Origin of the sequence: Stutzerimonas tarimensis (assembly GCF_042648805.1) — a bacterium.
GTDB classification, from domain to species: Bacteria; Pseudomonadota; Gammaproteobacteria; order Pseudomonadales; family Pseudomonadaceae; genus Azomonas; species Azomonas tarimensis.
This window is the reverse complement of record NZ_JBHRXZ010000022.1, coordinates 666,094-682,595: the sequence shown is the minus strand read 5'-3', so window position 1 is coordinate 682,595 and position 16,502 is coordinate 666,094. Positions and strand designations below refer to the sequence as shown.

Annotated in this window: 14 protein-coding genes and 1 pseudogene; 2 read left to right on the top strand and 13 right to left on the bottom strand. The window is 62.2% G+C overall.

Features of this window, described 5'->3' with window-relative positions; genetic code table 11:
• Nucleotides 1-8: 8 nt before the first annotated feature.
• The 12 genes and pseudogenes from ACFOMF_RS12305 to rfaH form a co-directional block, all read right to left on the bottom strand.
• Complete coding sequence (locus ACFOMF_RS12305) at nt 9-1,061, bottom strand: polysaccharide pyruvyl transferase family protein (RefSeq protein ID WP_386365203.1); 1,053 nt, start codon at nt 1,059-1,061, stop codon at nt 9-11.
• Between the two features lie 29 nt (nt 1,062-1,090).
• Nucleotides 1,091-1,547, bottom strand: a pseudogene (locus tag ACFOMF_RS12300) (UDP binding domain-containing protein); the annotation flags it as partial.
• A gap of 64 nt (nt 1,548-1,611) precedes the next feature.
• Nucleotides 1,612-2,778, bottom strand: a complete 1,167-nt coding sequence (locus ACFOMF_RS12295; RefSeq protein ID WP_386365201.1) for a nucleotide sugar dehydrogenase — start codon at nt 2,776-2,778, stop codon at nt 1,612-1,614.
• Between the two features lie 264 nt (nt 2,779-3,042).
• Complete coding sequence (locus tag ACFOMF_RS12290) at nt 3,043-4,500, bottom strand: MBL fold metallo-hydrolase (RefSeq protein ID WP_386365199.1); 1,458 nt, start codon at nt 4,498-4,500, stop codon at nt 3,043-3,045.
• A 151-nt stretch (nt 4,501-4,651) separates the two neighbouring features.
• Nucleotides 4,652-5,995 carry an undecaprenyl-phosphate glucose phosphotransferase gene (locus tag ACFOMF_RS12285; RefSeq protein ID WP_386365827.1) on the bottom strand — a complete coding sequence of 448 codons (1,344 nt, stop codon included), beginning with the start codon at nt 5,993-5,995 and terminating at the stop codon, nt 4,652-4,654.
• Nucleotides 5,996-6,162: 167 nt separating this feature from the next.
• Nucleotides 6,163-6,912 (bottom strand): hypothetical protein, encoded by a 750-nt coding sequence (locus tag ACFOMF_RS12280; RefSeq protein ID WP_386365197.1) that lies wholly within the window; start codon nt 6,910-6,912, stop codon nt 6,163-6,165.
• Nucleotides 6,909-7,634 (bottom strand): tyrosine-protein phosphatase, encoded by a 726-nt coding sequence (locus tag ACFOMF_RS12275; protein ID WP_386365195.1) that lies wholly within the window; start codon nt 7,632-7,634, stop codon nt 6,909-6,911. Before ACFOMF_RS12275 ends, ACFOMF_RS12280 begins: the two co-directional genes overlap by 4 nt.
• A 543-nt stretch (nt 7,635-8,177) precedes the next feature.
• Nucleotides 8,178-10,478: a GumC family protein gene (locus ACFOMF_RS12270; protein ID WP_386365193.1), complete on the bottom strand. Its 2,301-nt coding sequence runs from the start codon at nt 10,476-10,478 to the stop codon at nt 8,178-8,180.
• 81 nt (nt 10,479-10,559) lie between these two features.
• The gene (locus ACFOMF_RS12265) at nt 10,560-11,099 is read right to left on the bottom strand and encodes a polysaccharide biosynthesis/export family protein (protein ID WP_386365192.1); all 540 of its coding nucleotides are present in this window, start codon (nt 11,097-11,099) and stop codon (nt 10,560-10,562) included.
• Between the two features lie 62 nt (nt 11,100-11,161).
• Nucleotides 11,162-12,319, bottom strand: a complete 1,158-nt coding sequence (locus tag ACFOMF_RS12260) for an outer membrane beta-barrel protein (protein ID WP_386365190.1) — start codon at nt 12,317-12,319, stop codon at nt 11,162-11,164.
• Nucleotides 12,320-12,425: 106 nt separating this feature from the next.
• The gene (locus ACFOMF_RS12255) at nt 12,426-12,905 is read right to left on the bottom strand and encodes a hypothetical protein (protein WP_386365188.1); all 480 of its coding nucleotides are present in this window, start codon (nt 12,903-12,905) and stop codon (nt 12,426-12,428) included.
• 353 nt (nt 12,906-13,258) lie between these two features.
• Nucleotides 13,259-13,759 carry a transcription/translation regulatory transformer protein RfaH gene (gene rfaH / locus ACFOMF_RS12250; protein WP_386365186.1) on the bottom strand — a complete coding sequence of 167 codons (501 nt, stop codon included), beginning with the start codon at nt 13,757-13,759 and terminating at the stop codon, nt 13,259-13,261.
• Between the two features lie 579 nt (nt 13,760-14,338).
• Here rfaH and ACFOMF_RS12245 point away from each other — a divergent pair.
• Together ACFOMF_RS12245 and ACFOMF_RS12240 are read left to right on the top strand one after the other, a co-directional pair.
• Nucleotides 14,339-15,019 (top strand): HAD family hydrolase, encoded by a 681-nt coding sequence (locus tag ACFOMF_RS12245; protein WP_386365184.1) that lies wholly within the window; start codon nt 14,339-14,341, stop codon nt 15,017-15,019.
• Between the two features lie 373 nt (nt 15,020-15,392).
• Nucleotides 15,393-15,821, top strand: a complete 429-nt coding sequence (locus ACFOMF_RS12240; RefSeq protein ID WP_386365182.1) for a YkvA family protein — start codon at nt 15,393-15,395, stop codon at nt 15,819-15,821.
• A gap of 21 nt (nt 15,822-15,842) precedes the next feature.
• On the opposite strand, the gene ACFOMF_RS12235 is transcribed toward ACFOMF_RS12240, so the two are convergent.
• Entirely contained in the window at nt 15,843-16,472 is a 630-nt protein-coding gene (locus ACFOMF_RS12235; RefSeq protein ID WP_386365180.1) for a sarcosine oxidase subunit gamma, read from the bottom strand.
• Between the last annotated feature and the right edge of the window lie 30 nt (nt 16,473-16,502).

The following is a 16,502-nucleotide window of genomic DNA, read 5'->3' as shown; positions in this document are numbered from 1 at the left end:
TTTGAAATTCAAAACCCGACTGCATCAATCAGCAACCGCCTTGAGCGCTCGATAACTCTCTGCATATTCTCGGAAAACTGATCGCTAAAATCTTCTTCCAACAGATCTGCAATCTGATTCGCTAACGCTGGCAATTCGATTACTCTATGAGTCTGATTAAAAAGCTCCATCATGAAACCAATTTTATTTTCTTTTCCGGGCGTTAGATACACGGCGAACTTGGTTTGGTACTTCATTGAAAACGCAGCGCCGTGGAACAACGACGTAACATGAAAGGCGGCATTTTTTATATACCCAATCCATTGCTGAGGACTTGCCTCAATAAAGCTATCTTCAAAACCCTCATACTTATACCCTGGCGTCAGAATCCGCAACCCAAGAATCTTAGAAAGCTTAATTATTTCACGAATCTGGCAATAGTTTAGCGCCCCCGAAACCATTAAGTATGGCTCTGTCTCTTTATATACCGGCTGAACATCTGACAAATAGGTTGGATCAACTACAACTTCACTTGGAACGCCTATTGATTCCAAGAATTTGCTAGTGTAGCCGTCCCTCACAAGAACTTTTGAAAAACTCTGTAAGCCTCGCTTGAAACCCCGCTTTAGGTCTAAGTCAGGCACGCAGTTACCCATCGATGCTGCGTAGCTTATTTTCTTACCGGAAAATTTTAAGTCAAGCAAATAGGGTTTTTGGTAACCGAGGTAGTTATCGAAATTCCATAACTCATCACTTCCACAGACCAAGACATCGAAATCTCTTACAGCCTTCTCCACTCCACGCGAAGTTATAATTGGCCTCTCTGAAATATCACCCAACTCAACCGCTGAACGCCTAAATACTTCTCTCTTCCTTCTCTGCTCATTAAATCCCTTAAGATCAAACCTTAAGAACGGCCTTATACAGGTTGCATATATCCTTACTCTCGATCGAATTGGCGTATAATTAATAATACTTGAGTCATACCCGCTATCACGCAGAAACTTGTTTAGCGAAGCCGCTTGAAGCTGAGCTCCAAAATTATTTATATCGTGATACGTTAATATCCCAACAGTCTTCATTGCTAGTTTCCCATAAATAAAATTTAGATTTAGCGACCAATTGCTTTTAAGCTAAATCGTCGCCTTAAAGCTTTTTCAGCATAAATATTCCTACCATCGAATACGATAGGTTATTTTAAACTGAGAATTTATGAAGTCGAAATCCGGCGATTTAAACTCCCGCCACTCCGTTACAACAATCAAAGCATCCGCTTGATTCAATGCCGCCTCGTTAGTCCCAGCCAGCACCAAATCATCCCGATTCCCATAGATCCGCTGCGCCTCTTCCATTGCCTCAGGGTCATAGGCCTGCACTTTCGCCCCGGCTTTCCACAGTGCTTCTATCAACACGCGGCTGGGCGCCTCGCGCATATCGTCTGTGTTGGGTTTAAAGGCCAGGCCCCACAGCACGAATGTCTTGCCGTACAGATCGCCGTCGAAGTGCTTGTAGATCTTTTCGAACAGGACGTGTTTTTGCAGGTTGCGGAGGGAATCCAGTTCAGATATCGGAAGTGATGCCACTCGATTGACGCTCGATTATGAGTAACCGCGTCATATATTTTCTGAATCCTCAGTCGCTCCCAAACAGGTCGCGAGTGTAGACCTTGCAAGCGACGTCTTGGAGATTTTGGGCGCATCGATTGGCGATGATGACATCGCTGGCTCTTTTGAACTCTTCCAAGTCACGAATAATAGACGAGTTAAAAAAACTCTCTTCCTTTAATGCAGGCTCGTAAATTACAACCTCAATTCCCTTAGCCTTGATCCGCTTCATCACACCCTGAATAGCCGAGGCACGGAAGTTGTCCGAGCCGGACTTCATTACCAAGCGGTAGATACCGACCACTTTCGGATTGCGCTTGAGGACGGACTCGGCAATAAAGTCCTTGCGCGTGGTATTGGCGTCAACGATGGCGCGGATCAAAGTGCTGGGCACGTCCGCATAATTGGCCAGCAGTTGCTTGGTGTCCTTGGGCAGGCAATAACCGCCGTAGCCAAAGCTCGGGTTGTTGTAGTGCATGCCGATGCGCGGATCGAGGCCAACGCCCTCGATGATCTGGCGGGTATCCAGGCCGTGGGTTTCGGCGTAGGTATCCAGCTCATTGAAGTACGCCACGCGCATGGCCAGATAAGTGTTGGCGAACAGCTTGATGGCTTCGGCTTCGGTGCTTTCGGTGAACAGGGTCGGAATGTCCTGCTTGACTGCACCTTGTTGTAGCAGGCGGGCAAAGGTTTCCGCCCGTTCGGAGCGTTCGCCGATGATGATTCGCGACGGATAGAGGTTGTCGTGCAGCGCCTTGCCTTCGCGGAGGAACTCGGGGGAGAAGAGGATGTTCTCGGTCCCATACTTCTCGCACACACCTTTCGTGTAGCCCACCGGCACGGTGGACTTGATGACCATCACCGCGTTTGGGTTGATGGCCAGTACGTCCTCGATGACAGCCTCGACGCTACGGGTATTGAAGAAGTTGGTCTGCGGGTCGTAGTCGGTGGGGGTGGCGATGATCACGAAGTCTGCGTTTCTGTAGGCCTCTTGCTTGTCGAGGGTTGCCTTGAGGTCGAGGGTCTTCTCGGCAAGGTAGTGCTCGATTTCGCTGTCCTCGATTGGGGACAGGCGATCATTGATCAGGTCTACCTTGGCCTGGACGATATCCAGGGCAATAACCTTGTTGTGTTGAGCGAGCAGTACGGCATTGGAGAGCCCAACGTATCCGGTTCCGGCGATGGTTATGTTCATGAGTGGGTTACGGCCTCAAATCCTTTTATCTAGTACGCGGGACGCATCAGTTAGCGGCCATGCTTTGCGGGACCTTGGCCACACCGAAGTAACCGGTGCTGGGGGCTATGACTTTCATGTCGTTGAGTTCCGTGTTTAGCGAGTTGTTGGGTCGGCGGTTGGGCCGACCGGGGATCTGGTGGTGTTGGGGGGCCTGGGTCGCGGTCAGGGCCCGCTCCTACAGGGGTTTGGCCGGAGCTGGCGGGTCGGGGTCGGGGCCTGCTCCTACAGGTGAAGCGTTAGGGGTTGGGCTTTGGTGTCGTAGCGCTTTTGCAAGGCGGTGGCGAGGTGGCGTTTGGCGCTGGCCTCCCCATGCACCAACCTCACCTCCCTCGGCCAATGCCGCATGCGGGTAGTGAAGTTGATCAACCCTTTCTGGTCGGCATGGGCGGAGTAGCCGCCGAGTGTCTCGATGCCGGCGCGGATGGTGATGCGTTCGCCGTCCAGGTCGACGTAGCCGCCCCTCGGGCCGTATTGCTGGATGATCTGCCCCGGGGTGCCCTTGGCCTGGTAGCCGACGAAGAGCACGTCGTGGCGTTCGTCGCCGAGCATGGCCTTGAGGTAGTTGACGATGCGGCCGCCGGCGCACATGCCGCTGGCGGCGATGACGATGGCCGGGCGGGCGGTCTGGGTGAGCAGGCGGACCATGGCCAGGTGCTGGTCGTGGTTGTCGACGGTGAGCAGGTTGTCGAACCGGAGCGGGTCGCGGCCGCGCTGGAGGCGTTGCTGGGCCTCGGCGTCCCAGAAGTCCTGCATGTCCCGGTAGGCCTGGGTGAAGCGCGAGGCCAGGGGGGAGTCGAGGATGATGGGGAGGCTGGGCCAGTCGACCGGGTTGGGCATCGGCTCCGCGAGGGTGTCGTTCGCGAGCGAGCTCACTCCTACGGGAGCGTGCGGGGTCAGTTTCATCCGGTGGATGATGTCTTCGAGCTCGTAGATGAGTTCCTGGGTGCGGCCGATGCTGAAGGCGGGGATGAGCACGGTGCCGTTGTTGGCCAGGGCTTTTTCCAGCACGGCTTGCAGGCGCTGGCGGCGGGTGGCGCGGTTTTCGTGGTTGCGGTCGCCGTAGGTGCTTTCCAGCACCAGGATGTCGGCCTGGTACGGCGGCTTGGGTGCCGGGAGCAGCGGCGCATGGGTGGCGCCGAGGTCACCGGAAAACACCACGCGGGTCTTCTCGCCGCTCTGCCGGTCCTGTACGTCGCATTCCACATAGGCCGAGCCGAGAATGTGCCCGGCGCGCTGCAGGCGCACGCGGGTTAGTAGTTGAGGCGTGTCCACCAGGGTGAACCAGTGTTTGTAGGGCAAGGCGATGATGCGTTGCTCGATGAGCTTGAGGTAGCGCACGACCTGCCCGGCGTCGCGGCTGATGCCCAGGCGAAAGGCGTCTTCGAGTACCAGCGGCAGGAGCCTGGCGGACGGCTCGCTGCAGAGGATCGGCCCCTTGAAGCCGGCGGCCAGCAACTGCGGAATGCGGCCCACGTGGTCGATGTGCACGTGGGTGGCGATCAGCGCCTTGACGGTGGAGATGTCGAAGCCAATGGCCGGCGAGGCGTTGCTGGCGGCCCCTTCACTCTCTTCGCCCTGGAACAGGCCGCAGTCGATCAGCAGGCTGTTGCCCGCATCGAGGACGAGCTGGTGGCAGGAGCCGGTGACGCCATCCTTGGCGCCGTGGTGGAGGATGTCCATTCCGTTTCTGTTTCCGTTTTGAGGCTGTTCATCGTTCCCGCGATGTACGTGGGACGATCAACGGGGCTGGTGTTGGTTGGCGGGCCGTGGGCCTGCTTTCGCGGGCAGGGCCCGCCCCTGCAGGGGAAGTCGCCTTTCCGGCTTCCCGCCCTTAATAGATGTGCTTGCCGAACAGGGTGAAGGGGGTCTTGATCAGGATCTTGATGTCCAGCCAGAGCGACCAGTTGTTGATGTAGGCGATGTCGTGTTCGACGCGCCGCTCCATCTTTTCCAGGGTGTCGGTCTCGCCCCGGTAGCCGCTCACCTGGGCCAGGCCGGTGATGCCCGGCTTGATCCGGTGGCGCGCCATGTAGGCCTCGATCTTGCCGGTGTAGTAGTTGTTGTGAGCCATGGCATGGGGCCGTGGGCCAACCAGGGACATGTGGCCCTGGAGCACGTTGAACAGCTGCGGCAGCTCGTCGATGGAGGTCCGGCGGATAAAGCGCCCGACCCGGGTGATGCGCGGGTCTTCGCGGGTGGCCTGCTTCACCTGGGTATCGTCGTGCATGCGCATGGAGCGGAACTTCCACACCTTGATGACCTTGCCGTTCCAGCCCAGGCGCTTCTGCTTGAACAGCACCGGGCCGGGCGAGGACAGCTTGACGGCGATGGCGGTGGCGACGAGCACCGGGGACAACGCCAGGATCGCCAGCAGCGACAGGCTGCGGTCGAGCAGCGCTTTGCTGAAGGCGGCGGTGGGATAGGCGGTGAGCGGGCTTTCGTTGAGGTGGATGGCCGGCATGCCACCGATCTCGCTGACCGAATGGTTGAGCAGCATCATGCTGTTCAGGTCGGGAATCCAGATGACATCGACGTTGGCGTCGAGCAGGTCGATGTAGAGGCCTTCGATCTGCTCGGCCTGGGCCAATGGCAGGGCAATGTACAGACAGCGGATGCGGTGCTCGGCGATCAGCTCGCGCAGGTTGGCCAGGCTGCCCACGATGGGATAGAGGGTGTCGTCGGGCTCGTCGCCGGCTCTGACCAGCCCGCGCATGGGTTCCTTGCGCTCGCGGACGAGCTTGTCGGCGAGAGTCAGGGCCAGGTCGCCTGTGCCGATGATGAGCGAAGTGCGCAGGGTCTGCTGCTCGCGGTAATAGCGGCGCGCCAGGGTGTGCAGCGGCACATAGAGCCCCGCTTGCACGGCGAACCCGAGCACGGCCCAGGTGAGCACCACTTCGCGGGAATACAGGCCGCTGGTCTTGGTGATGAAGGCGAGCACCGTCAGCCCGGCGAGCAGCACCATCCAGGCGGCAAGCAGGCGCGCCAGGCCGACCAGGTGGCCGTCCTGCTTGTAGTACACGCGCAGCAGGGAGTAGACCGGCACCGAACCCAGCAGGACGAACACGGCGAGGATGCGGTACTGCGAATCCATCTCCCCTGCCTTCATGCCAGCGAGGGTGAGCAGCAGCAGGGTGTGCAGAAAAGTGCCGCAGAACCATTGCAGCCAGAAGCTCATGCCACGGTTGGCCAGCGCATCCGTGCGACGCGGCGCCAGCAGCGAACTCTGCTCTGCCAGATCGCTGCCGCGCAGGTTGCTGTCGGCCACGCCGGTGCCGCGATTGATCGCCTCATGGGCGGTGGAATCGAATTGGGTCACAAGCCAATCTCCTGACTTCTTCGCCGTCACTGGCAAAGCTTGCGTTGCGATTTCAGCTGGTCATCGAGGCTGTTGCACAGGGTGTCGTCCATGCCGGTGTGCTCGGCGATGAGCAGGGTCTTGCGTGCCACGGCGGGGCTGTAGGCCACGCTGAAGCGGGCCGAGTCGAGGGTGGCCTGGCGCTGCGCGGCGTTGAGCACGGGCCAGGCGGTGAAGCCGATCTCGGCCAGCCGGTTGTGCACGTCGAAACGGGTCGGGCCCAGTTCGGCGGCCTGGCGCAGGGCCTGGGCGAATTCGTCGTCCAGTTCGTTCAGGTACAGCTTGCTGTGGGCCAGGTGCACCCAGGCGTAGGGCCAGGTGGGGCGGGCTTCCACGGCGGCGCGATAGCTGTCGCGGGCCGCCAGGCGCGAGGCACGGGCTGCGGGATCGCCGTAGGGCTGGCGGAACTGCTGCCAGGCCTGCACGGTGCCCAGGCGTTCGAGGTAGTCACCGTTGGCGACCGGGTACAGGTTCACGGCCCGCTGGGCGGCTTCCTGGGCGATGGTCCAGGCTTGCGGATTCGGCTCGTCGGTCTGTGTTCTCCAGTCGGCGAGGAAGGCGTCGGCCTGGTAGCTGGCGGCGCCGGCCAGGGTCATGCGCGCGCCGATGAACACCAGCGCGAGGCCAAGCAGCAGCAGGCCGCCAAGCAGCAGCTTTTGCGTGACGCACATCTCGTTTTTGCTTTCGCGGCCGGAACGGCTGCGGCGGCTGGGCCGCTCCAGGGGCTGAGTATTCATAGGAAGTGGTGCTGGCCGATTTCCCAGGGGGTGTGGCGGACCAGCGCTTCGGCCCTGGCGTCCCCGATGAGGCGGGCGGCCTGCTCCAGGCCGTCGCGCAGGACCGGCGGGCGGTGTTCGAGGTTGTGGGCGTCGCTGGCCAGAATGGTGACGACGCCCTGCTCCAGCAACTGGTGGGCGATTTCTTCGGCAGCGGGGCCGAAGCGGCCGGCCACGGCGCCAGCGGTGACCTGCAGTAGGCAGCCTTGCTGAAGGAAGGGCTTGAGCTTGCCGGGGCTGCGCATGACCGCCTTGTTGCGCTCGGGGTGGGCGATCATCGGCAGGATGTTGCGTTGCAACAGCCAGGCGATCATCCGCTCGGCGCCGAAGGGAATCTCGCCGTGGGGGAATTCCAGCAGCAGGACGTTCTTGCCCTGCCATTGGCCGAGGAAGGGGACCTGGTTCTGGCTGATACCGACCATGAGTTCCATGCCGAAGCGCACTTCGGCGGCAGCGGCGACCTGCAAGGGGAGGCCGGCCATCTGCAGGCCGGCGGCGAAGGTGTCACGCGCGGCGCTGATGCTCGCCGGGGTGTTGTCGTAGCGGCCGGGGTGAATGTGCGGGGTGCAGACCACGTGGGTGATGCCTTCGGCCACGGCTCTGCGTGCCAGGGCAAGGGCGGTGTCGAGGTCGGGCGCCCCGTCGTCGATGCCGGGGAGCAGGTGGTTGTGAAGGTCGATCATGGGATTCGGGTTCGGTTGGTCTGGGGGCCTGGGTGTCGGATTACGCTGCGCTGATCCGACCTACGGGTTTGGTTGGTCTGGGGGCTTGGGTGTCGGATTACGCTGCGCTAATCCGACCTACGGGTTCGTTGGTTCGGGAGCCTGGGTGTCGGATTACGCTGCGCTAATCCGACCTACGGGTTTGGTTGGTTTGGGGCCTGGGTGTCGGATTACGCTGCGCTGATCCGACCTACGGGTTCGGTTGGTCTGGGGCCTGGGTGTCGGATTACGCTGCGCTGATCCGACCTACGGGTTCGGTTGGTTTGGGGCCTGGGTGTCGGATTACGCTGCGCTGATCCGACCTACGGGTTTGGTTGGTTTGGGGCCTGGGTGTCGGATTACGCTGCGCTAATCCGACCTACGGGTTCGGTTGGTTCGGGAGCCTGGGTGTCGGATTACGCTGCGCTGATCCGACCTACGGGTTCGATTGGTTTGGGGCCTGGGTGTCGGATTACGCTGCGCTGATCCGACCTACGGGTTCGTTGGTTCGGCTGGCTGGTACGGTCAGGCGATTTCGGCCTCGGGCTGCGCTTTGGAAGCGGCAGGGGCTTTGGCCTTGCCCTTGGCAGCCTTGGTGTTGTTGCTGTAGCCGTAGTAGTCGTAGTAACCGCCGTAGCTGTAGCCGTATTTCTTGGCCTTCTTGATGTCGACCTGGTTGAGCACTACGCCCTTGACCGGCGCGTTGTTCTGCAGCAATTGGCCGACGCCTTTTTCCACCAGCGGGATGTGGGTGGAGGCGGACTTGACCACGTAGATCAGCGAGTCGGCCAGGGTCGAGAGGATCACCGCGTCGCTCACGGCCTGGGTCGGCGGGGAGTCGATGACGATGCGGTCGTACTTGTGCTTGAGCACCTCGATGGCCTTGGCGAAACGCTGGGAAGACAGAAGCTCCAGCGGGTTCGGCGGCACGGTGCCGGCGCAGATCATGTCGATGCCGTCCACCTGGCGGACGCACTCGTCGAGCTTGGCGGTGCCGGCGATCAGATTGGCCAGGCCCGGGGTGCCGACGGGGAAGTCGAAACTCTTGGCCAGGGTCGGGCGGCGCAGGTCGGCGTCGATCAGCAGCACGCGTTCCATCTGCCCGAGGGCGAAGGCCAGGTTGACCGACACGGTACTCTTGCCCTCCCCCGGGATCGACGAGGTGATGACCATGACCTTGTGCGGGTTGTCGATGCCCGACAGCACCACGCCGGTGCGGATGGTGCGGATCGACTCGGAAAAGCTCTTGTCGGTGTCCTTGGTGAACATACGTGCCAGCTCGCCGCGCTCGTGGGTCTTGAGCATCGGCAGGATGCCGAACACCGGCAGGTTGAGGCGGTTCTCCACCTCTTCGGTGCCTTTGAAGGTGTTGTTCAGCGCATCGAGCAGCAGGGTCAGGCCGACGCCGATGAACAATGCCAGCAGCGCGGCGATGGCGACGATCAGGGCCTTGCGCGGCTTGACCGGAACGGTCGGCACGCCGGCCAGGTCGACGATGCGCGCGTTGGCGCTGTTGACGTCGGAGGTGGCGGCGGTTTCCTTCAGGCGGTTCATGAAGGTGTCGTAGAGGGTGCGGTTGGCATCCACTTCGCGCTGCAGCTCACGCAGCTGGAATTCCTTGCGGGAGATGTCCTGGATCTGGCTGCGATTGGCGTTGAACGAGCTCTGCAGCGAGCTCTCGTTGGCCACGGCCAGTTGGTAGTTGCGCTCGATACCGGCGACCACCTGCTCTACCTGGGCCTGCAGGCTGGCGGAAGCGGCGCTCAGTTCGGTACGTGCGGCGATCATCGCCGGGTGGCCGGGGCCGTAGCGGCGCGAGAGTTCCTCGACCTTGGCGCTGGCACGGGCCTGTTCGGCCTTGAACTGCTGGATCAGCGGGTGGCCGAGCACGGCCGGCACGCTGGCCAGTCGCTCCCAGCCGCCGGTGCGCATGCTTTGCACCTGGCGATACTGGCTCTCGGCTTCGGCGCGCTGGCGGCGAGCGTCGATCATGCGGTCGCCGGTCTGGGACAGTTCGGCCGCGGTCACGGTGACCACGCCGCCCACATCCACCAGGTTTTCCGCTTCACGGAAGGCCTGCAGGCGGTCTTCGGCGACTTTCAGGGCGTCGCGCAGTTCGCCCAGGCGGCTGTTCATCCAATTGGTGGCGGTCATGGACATGTCCATGCTGGCTTCCAGCTGGCCTTCGATGAAACCGTTGGCCAGGGCATTGGCGGCCAGCGCGGCGGTGCGCGGGTCGGCCATGTCCACCTGAACCTTGACCACCTGGCTCTTGCCCTGGGGCACGATGCTGATGCGCTCGATGAAGGCGTCGGTGACCTGGTCGAAGATCCGGCCTTCGCCCAGCTCGGCATCGCCGCCCAGGTCACCCGGCAGGGTGAAGGGCAGTAGCTTGCTGATGTCGAAATTGGCCAGCAGGCCACGGATGTCGATCAGCGGCTCGGGCTGCTGGCGCGGATCGAACTCGGGATGGGTGGTCAGGTTGAGCTGGCGCACCACGCGCTCGGCGAGCGTACGCGACTTGAGCAGCTCGAACTGGGTCTGCAGGTATTCGCTGCCAGCGCCTTCGAGCCCGTAGACCTGCTCGATGGAGACGATGTTGGCCGACTTCTGCTCGATCAGCAGGCTCGCCGCCGCCCGGTAGATGGGGGTGATCGAAAGCACCACGAGCACGGCAACCAGGGTCACCGCCAATACCAGGCTGAAGATGCTCCACTTGCGCTGCCAGACGGTCCGCCACAGCTTGAGCAGGTCGATCTCATCGTCCGCTTCGTCCTGGCGCGGGGCGATCAGCTTACGTTCAACAGCGGGGGCACTACTTTCCATGCGCGGGCAACTCTTAAAAGGAAGACGGCAGCGGCCTGGGTGGTCGCGGCTTGAAACAGGTGGATCCCCGAAGGGAGGCGATCAGAAGAAGCCCTGATCGATGGTGACCGTGTCGCCGGGACGCACGACGGAGTCGAGCGAGGCGCGCTCGGCGGCCTTGCCGGAGTCCTGGTCGCGGACGATGGTGATGCGGTTGGTCGAGGCGCGCTCGGTCAGGCCACCGGCCAGTGCAATGGCGCGACGCAGGGTCAGGCCGGGCTGATAGGGGTAGCCACCGGGCGACTTCACTTCGCCACTGATGAAGAATTCGCGGTATTGCAGGACGGCGACCGAGACGCGGGGATTGATCAGGTATTCACCCTTGAGCTCGGCGATCAGGGTCTGCTCGATTTCGGCGGCGGTCTTGCCCAGGGCGCGTACTTCACCGATGAAGGGGTACGAGAAGGTGCCGGCATCGCTCAGGCGCATCTCTTCGAAGCTCAGGTCGGGCTCACCGAAGACGTTGATGCGAATGGTGTCGCCCGACGCCAGGCGATATTGAGCGTTGCCGTTGGCGAGGGCCGCGCCGCTGCAGAGGAGCAGCGCACCCAGAATGAGACTGATGAAAAGACGGACGACCATGACTCGTTGCTCTCGGGATATTTGGGGAAACAAGGGGGCCGCGACCCCCTCTCCAAGCGCGATTACAGGCTCGCGGTGACGCTCAGCATGTAGATGTTGCGGGTGTAGCTCTCATTGAACTGGGTGGAGTCGTTCTCGGCGTACTTGTAGCCGATGCCGACGTCCAGCCAGCGACGCATGGCGTAGGTCAGGCCGAAACCGAGCGTGGTGAGCTCGTCGTCGCGGGCGTAGTCCTGGTATTCCTTGTCCACGTAACCGAGGCTGACGGTGGAGCTCAGGCGCTCGAGCCACTGGTGTTCCCAGCTCAGCTGCGCGCTCATTGCACGAATGGTGCTGGCGTTGTCTTCGCCTTCGTCGAACGAGCGACGGGTGTGCAGGTTGAAGGTCGAGTAGGTGCGCGGGGCCCAGCTCAGGCCGGCCTCCCACATCGAGCCGCTCTTGTTGTCGATGCCGGACTGGTCGAAGCGCTTGCGCTCGGCACCAATCTTGACGGTACCGCTGGTGCGCGCGGTGGCGTCCCAGGTGGCGCCGGTCAGCAGCGCGAGGTTCTTGCTGTCGCGCTGGTTGTAGCTGACGTAGTCGTAGTCGGTGTGGCGCAGTTCGCCCAGCACGCGGGTGCGCGGGGTGACGGCGTAATAGACGGTGCTGCGCAGGGCGACGGTATCGCGCTCCTTGTCGGCGTTGAGGTTGCCGGAGTTCTGGTAGCGCAGCTCCTCGTAGCTGGCGCCCAGGTCCACCTGGGTGCGGGCGCTACGGGCGCCGAAGGTGTAGAGGCCGCCAACCAGCGCACTGCTGTAGCGGTCGTTTTCGATGTTCTGGTCGGCTGCCGCGGTCTCTTCGACCTTGTGGTAGGCAGCATCGAGCTTAATTCTGTTGCGCGAATTGAACTCTGCCACCATTTCGCCAGTCAGATGGTGGTCAGTGTTGTCGTCGCTACGGCTCGAATGAAAGATATCGCTTACCGTCGTGTAATTCAGCTTGTACCCGGTCTTGCTGCCTTCTGCGGTCAGCGTGAGGCTCGGGGCGATGCTGGTGATCCAGGACGACTCCTCGTTGCGCTCAAGCGCCCGGAAGTTGTCCTCGTAGCGCTCGCTGACCTTCAGGGTCGGCGTGAACAGAATGCCGTCGCCGATGCGGACGCTTTGCGGGTCCACTGCCCAGGCGCTGCCGCACAGCGCAGCCGAAATCGCAACTGCCAGCGCAGTCGACTTGAATGTCATGCTCATAACCTTTGAAAGTTCCTTTCCCTTTGCTTTGCCGAAGGCAACGAAACGACGCCAGCCCACCGGGCCGGCGTCGTCGTCATGTCAACTCGAACCGATTCGATCAGTTGGGGCTGGCAACCGGGGTGCTGCCACCGCCGCCACCACCGCTGCCACCCGGCACGCTGCTGGTGCTGCTGGTCAGGCCGGAAGTGGTCGCAGCGACTGCACCGCTTTCGCTGCCTTGGGCGGCAGCGGTGATGGCGGCGGCGTAGGCCGGCGCCGCGGCAACAGCAGCGTTGGTAATGGCTGCGGACTGGGTTGGAGCAGCGGCAACAGCGGCGGCAACGATAGCGGTAGCCTGCGCAGGGTTGGCAGCCACGGCAGCAGCGACGATGGCAGCAGCCTGCTCGGGGCTGGCGGCAATCACGGCGGCAATGGCTTGCGCCAGGGCTTCGCCTTCGGCTGCAACCAGGGATTCGACCTGGGCTTCGGTCAGCGTGATACCAGCGGCTTGCAGGGCATCGACCGTGGCTTGATCGGCGAACGCCTGGCCAGCGGCCAGCGCGACGGCTAGTGACAATGTCGTAAGGGTTTTGCGCATTTTCAACGTCCTCATTGATATTGCTTGGTTCCTGTCCGCTCAGAGAGATGGGCAGTCTGGGTCTTGCTACAACACCGCTCAGGCTTGCCTTTCAATGCCGGACCGGCGAACGGTCCGGGCCGCCGAGCAGCCTCCAGACACGCTACCGCCCCAGGATTAATAGTCGATTCCTGAAAACTTGAGCGTCTGGTTGTCCATCGCACCGCCCCGGCCCTTCGGAACGTCGTCCGAGCGCGGTGCGGCCTGCATCACAAAATTTGCTTACATCTCACTAGCCGGCGCGAATATACCGATCGTTGACGCCAGAGAAACCTCATTGTCGATGAACGGCGGCTGTTTTGTGAGACCTCGGCTTAATCCTTTCGTACTGCCTTCAGCGGTACGCGTACCGGCTGTGAACGTTCCATAAAGTCCAGCAGCAGGACGACGCGCTCAGTGCCGTCCATCCGCAAGAAAATCGCTTCGAGTTCGGCAAAGGGACCTTCGCTGATACGCACCCGGTCGCCTTCGCTCAGGCAAGCCTGGGTGACGGCCGAGGCGCTCCGCAATTGCGCGATGACGCGCTCGTCGACCGGCAGGGGGCGTCCGCCAAAGTTCACCACACGCAGCACGCCACGGGTGCTGCGCAGCGGGCCCCAGCCATCGTCGCCGAGACAGATAAAGAGGTAACCGGGAAACAGGGATTCTTCGACGACCTGCCGCTGCCCCCGAACAAGGCGCTCACGCAGACAGAGGGGACGAAAGATCTCGTACCCCTGGCGGGCCAGGTGCTCCTGGCCACGTTCATCCTGCCGCGCCTTGCACTGCAGCAGATACCAATTGCGTCGACTGTCGACCTGGCAAGGGCTCGCCATCGCCTGTCTTCCGTGAGGGCTGTGATATGGCTGGATGATAGCAAAATTATGCGGCGCAAGTGGCCGAGTGAGATTAATTCTTGCCCAATTCGACTATTTGCTAGCGCCATTCTTATGTCGAAAGCACGCGAACACGCGGAACAGAGGCGTTCGATGGACCTGTGTGCTGCCCTGGCCGACAGCGCATGCGAACCCACCTGGAGCCTGTCGCAGGCATGACGCTTCAGGCCGCGCCCGGATATGCGCGCCCTGCCCGTCCTGACGAAAATGTGCTCAGGTCGACACACACTCCGACCTGTTGGTCCCTTGAGATATTCAGGCCGGTGCAGACCGGCCTTTTTTTCACCGCGAGTTAGCGTGAAAGCGGAGCCCCGTAGGTCGGGTTAGCCCCAGGCGTAACCCGACACCCAGCCGCGGCCCAGCGCGGAGGCCAAGCCGACCGCCGTTGTCGGATTACGCTTCGCTAATCCGACCTACCGAGGCTCAGGTCGTCTACCATCGTCGGATTACGCTTCGCTAATCCGACCTACCGGAGATTCGGGTGGTCTGATGGGCTTCGACATGTGGTTATGGAGGCTCATGGAAACCATCGACTTGCTGATCAGCGACTGCGACGGGGTGATTGTCGACAGCGAGGTCATCGCCCATCAGGTGCTGTTCGAGGCGCTCGCCGAGTTCGTTCCGGCCGATCAGCTACACGCTGGCCTGGAGGGCACCTTCGGGTTGACCGTGCCGAGCATCATCGACCTGCTGGAAAAACGCTTTGATCTCAGCCTACCTGCCAGCTTCGACGAGGACCTGCGCTGCAAGGGCGAGCGAGTCGTCGCCGAGCGGGTGCAGGCGATTCCCGGTGTGCGCGAGGCGCTGATGGCCATCGACCTACCGCTGGCGGTGGCGTCCAATAGCCGGCTGCACAATATCCAGGCCTCGTTGCGGCGCGCCGGCTTGACCGAGCGGGTCGCCGGCAATGTGTTCAGCGCCGAAATGGTGGCCTCGCCCAAGCCATCGCCCGATGTGTACCTGCTCGCCGCCGAGCGTATGGGCGCGCGACCCGGGCATTGCCTGGTGGTGGAGGACAGCCCCACCGGCGTCCTCGCCGCCCGCCGTGCCGGCATGCGGGTGATCGGCTTCACCGGCGCCAGCCATATTCCGCCAGGCCACGACAGGGTGTTGCGGGAGTTGGGCGTGGAAAAAGTGATCGCCCACATGCGCGATTTACCCGCCACGGTAACCGCCATGCAACAACCGCCGCCTCGGTAGGTCGGATTAGCGAAGCGTAATCCGACGCCGGCGGTCGGCCCGGCCTCGGCGCTGGGTGTCGGCTGGGCGTCGGGTTACGCCTGTGGCTAACCCGACCTACGGGATGGCCGCGGCTACGGCTGGGTGTCGGGTTACGCCTGTGGCTAACCCGACCTACGGGGTGGCCGCGGCTACGGCTGGGTGTCGGGTTACGCCTGCGGCTAACCCGACCTACGGGATGGCCGCGGCTACGGCTGGGCGTCGGGTTACGCCTGTGGCTAACCCGACCTACGGGGTGGCCGCGGCTACGGCTGGGTGTCGGGTTACGCCTGTGGCTAACCCGACCTACGGGGATGGGCCGCGGCTCACAATCGGCTAACGAAGGGAGGTACGGGTGGCTGTACGGACGTGGGGTGAAGTGAGAAAGCACAAGAAACACAACAGACGTCTGGACCAGACCCGGCGCTGGGCACGGCGCTTGAAGCGGCAGATCACGGTGCTGTGGTTCAGCTGTCGCCATCCGGATACGCCCTGGCTGGCCAAGGCGATTGCCTTTGGGGTGGTGGGTTATGCCTTCAGTCCCATCGACCTGATTCCGGATTTCATTCCGGTGCTCGGGTTGCTGGATGATCTGATCCTCTTGCCGCTGGGCATCCTGCTGGTGATTCGCCTGCTGCCGGGGAAGGTGATCGAGGACTGTGTCGAGCAGGCCGTCGAGTGGAGGCAGCGAGGCGCACCGCGTCCGGTGAATCGGATCGCGGCGGTGTGCGTCGTGCTCTTCTGGCTCTCGCTGCTGATGCTGGTCTGGGCGGCGATCCGCTAGGCGCCGTCCAGACCCCAAGCCTCAGCGGCTGACTGCCAGGCCGTACTCGGCGCTGGCGTCCTGCAGCCACAGCCAGATGTAATCGGCGAAACTGCGGCGGACCACCAGTTCCCAGGTTTCCGGGGCGGTATGGCGGATCACCAGTTGGCTCTTGGCGAACAGGGTGCCGACCGCCTTGCCCACCGGGAAGTTGCCGGGATGCACGTCGTAGACGCTGGACTTCATCAGCAGCTCGCCAACGTTCGGCCCGGACAGCTCCAGCAGGGTCTGGCCACCGCTGACGTTCATCACCGCGTGATGCACGCCGGCCAGCGCCTGGCGCAGCTTCTGTTCGACGGTGAACTCCTCGCCGCCGGGAACGATCAGCAGCCACTCATCGGCGCTCAGCCATTGCAGCGAGCGGTCGCCCTCGCAGATCACTTCCAGGGCGCCCGGCAGCGCCATGCCCAGGGCGGCCTGGACGCCGCGCGCGAAAGCCTGGTCGTCCGGCTCGCCGCGCAGGGTCAGGTGACCCAGCAGCTTCTTTTCCCGCAGTTTGATGCCCGCGCTCGCCGGCCCTTTGCCGATCAGCCCCTCGAGCCCTGCATGGTGCAGGGGCGATTCGGCATAGGCATCGGCCGGGCGTTGCTCGAATACGTTCACGTTGTTCATGGCTCATGATCTCGCTGGAGGCGGGAGGCG